Raw genomic sequence first — 2,805 nt, forward strand, 5'->3', positions numbered from 1 at the left:
GGCCCGAATGGCACGCATCGGCGTCAAGGCGATGACCACCGCCCACGGCCTCGCCCTGCTCGACGCCGCGTACCGCCGCGGCCGCCCCCACCTGGTCGCCGCCGACCTCAACCCCCGCGCCCTGGCGGGCACACCCGCCGCCGCCCTCCCCGCCCTCCTCCGCGCCTTCGCCGGCGGCCAGGGATCCGCGCGGCCGACCGCCGCCACGGTGGCCCGCCAGAACATCGACTGGGCGGGCAAGCTGTCCGTGCTCACCGCCGAAGAACAGCACCGCACCCTGCTCGACGTGGTGCGGACGCACGCGGCGGCCGTGCTCGGGCATGCCGGGACCGACGCGGTGCGCGCCGACGCACCTTTCCAGGACCTCGGCTTCGACTCCCTCACCGCGGTCGAACTGCGCAACAGGCTGTCCGCCGCCACCGGACTGCGCCTGCCCGCCACGTTCATCTTCCGGCACCCCACCCCGTCGGCCATCGCCGAAGAGCTGCGCACCCAGCTGTGCCCCGCGGGCGCGGACCCGTCGGCGCCGCTCTTCGGCGAGCTCGACAAGCTGGAGACGGTGATCACGGGACACGCGCACGACGAGGACACGCGCGGCCGCCTCGTGGCGCGTCTCCAGAGCCTGCTGTGGCGCCTGGACGACACGGCGAGCACGCCGGGCGACACCGGGGGCGACGCCGCCGAGAGCGACGAACACGACCTCGAATCCGCGTCGGACGACGAGCTCTTCGAGCTGATCGACCGAGAACTGCCCTCTTGACCAGGAGTGGAGAAGACATGCCGGGTGAGAAAGAGAATCCGGGTACGGAGGACAAGCTCCGCCACTACCTGAAGCGCGTGACGACGGATCTCGGGCAGACCCGTCAGCGCCTGCGCGACGTGGAGGAGCGGCAGCGGGAACCGATCGCCATCGTCTCGATGGCCTGCCGGTACCCGGGCGGCGTGAGCTCACCGGAACAGCTGTGGGACCTGGTGGCCTCGCGGGGCGACGGCATCGAGGAGTTCCCCACCGACCGCGGCTGGGACCTGGGCAACCTCTACCACCCGGATCCGGACCACCCGGGCACGACCTACGTGCGGGAAGCCGGGTTCCTGCGGGACGCCGCCCGCTTCGACGCCGACTTCTTCGGCGTCAATCCGCGCGAGGCGCTCGCCGCCGACCCGCAGCAGCGCGTGCTCCTCGAAGTGTCCTGGGAGCTGTTCGAGCGGGCGGGCATCGATCCCGCCACGCTCAGGGACACGCTCACCGGCGTGTACGCGGGGGTGTCCAGCCAGGACCACATGTCCGGGGGGCGGGTGCCGCCGGAGGTCGAGGGGTACGCCACCACGGGCACCCTGTCCAGTGTCATCTCCGGCCGCATCGCCTACACCTTCGGCCTGGAGGGCCCGGCGGTGACACTGGACACCGCGTGCTCGGCATCGCTGGTGGCGATCCACCTGGCCTGCCAGGCGCTGCGCCAGGGCGACTGCAGTCTGGCTCTGGCGGGGGGCGTGACCGTACTGTCCACGCCCACGGCGTTCGTGGAGTTCTCCCGTCAGCGGGGGCTGGCCCCGGACGGTCGCTGCAAGCCGTTCGCCGAGGCCGCCGACGGCACGGGATTCTCCGAGGGCGTCGGCCTGATCCTCCTGGAGCGTCTCTCCGAGGCCCGCCGTAACGGGCACCAGGTCCTCGGTGTCGTACGCGGATCCGCCGTCAACCAGGACGGCGCGAGCAACGGCCTCACCGCCCCCAACGACGTCGCCCAGGAGCGGGTGATCCGCCAGGCCCTCACCAACGCCCGCGTCACCCCGGACGCCGTCGACGCCGTGGAGGCGCACGGCACCGGCACCACACTCGGCGACCCCATCGAGGGCAACGCGCTCCTCGCGACGTATGGCAAGGACCGCCCGGCGGACCGGCCGCTGTGGCTCGGCTCGGTGAAGTCGAACATCGGCCACACACAGGCCGCGGCGGGTGTCGCGGGCGTCATCAAAATGGTGATGTCGATGCGCCACGGAGAACTGCCCGCCTCCCTGCACATCGACCGGCCCACGCCCCACGTGGACTGGGAGGGCGGGGGAGTGCGGCTCCTCACCGACACCGTGCCGTGGCCCCGGACCGACCGCCCCCGACGGGCGGGCGTCTCCTCCTTCGGCATCAGCGGCACCAACGCCCACCTGATCGTGGAGCAGGCACCCGCGCCGTCCGCCGCTGCCGAAGGCTCCGGGCCCCCGCAAGGTCTCGCGGTGCCGTGGGTGGTCTCGGCCCGCAGTCGAGAAGCGCTGCGCGCCCAAGCCCGTGCCCTCGCCGCACAGGCCTCCGAAGGCGGCCGGTTGGATACCGCTGTCGATATCGGCTGGTCCCTGCTGAAGGCGCGTGCGCTGCATGAGCGCCGGGCCGTGGTGGTGGGCGCGGAGCACGCCGGTCTGACCGCCGGGCTAGAGGCATTGGCGGCGGACGAGCCACATCCGGCACTGGTGGGACCGCCTCCGGTGCCGGTGGCCGCGGGTAAGGACGTGGTCTGGCTGTTCAGTGGTCAGGGCAGTCAGGTGGTGGGGATGGGGGCCGGTTTGTATGAGCGGTTCCCTGTATTCGCCGAGGCCTTTGATGAGGTGTCTGGGCTGCTGGAGGGGGAGTTGGGGGGTTCGGTCCGTGATGTTGTGTTGCGTGGGCCGAAGGAGCGGTTGGATCACACGATGTGGGCGCAGGCGGGGTTGTTTGCGCTGCAGGTGGGTTTGGCGCGGTTGTGGGAGTCGGTGGGGGTGCGGCCGGGTGTGGTGGTCGGGCATTCGATCGGGGAGATCGCGGCGGCGCATGTCGCGGGT

At 72.0% G+C, this 2,805-nt stretch carries 2 protein-coding genes; both read left to right on the plus strand.

Annotated features, from left to right (window positions below):
- Nucleotides 1–760: phosphopantetheine-binding protein (locus AOK03_RS44950; protein ID WP_279616361.1), on the plus strand; the 760-nt coding region annotated here is incomplete at its 5' end.
- Nucleotides 761–777: 17 nt separating this feature from the next.
- Nucleotides 778–2,805: type I polyketide synthase (locus AOK03_RS37380; protein ID WP_157869185.1), on the plus strand; the 2,028-nt coding region annotated here is incomplete at its 3' end.

Source organism: Streptomyces atriruber, assembly GCF_001418325.1.
GTDB classification, from domain to species: Bacteria; Actinomycetota; Actinomycetes; order Streptomycetales; family Streptomycetaceae; genus Streptomyces; species Streptomyces atriruber.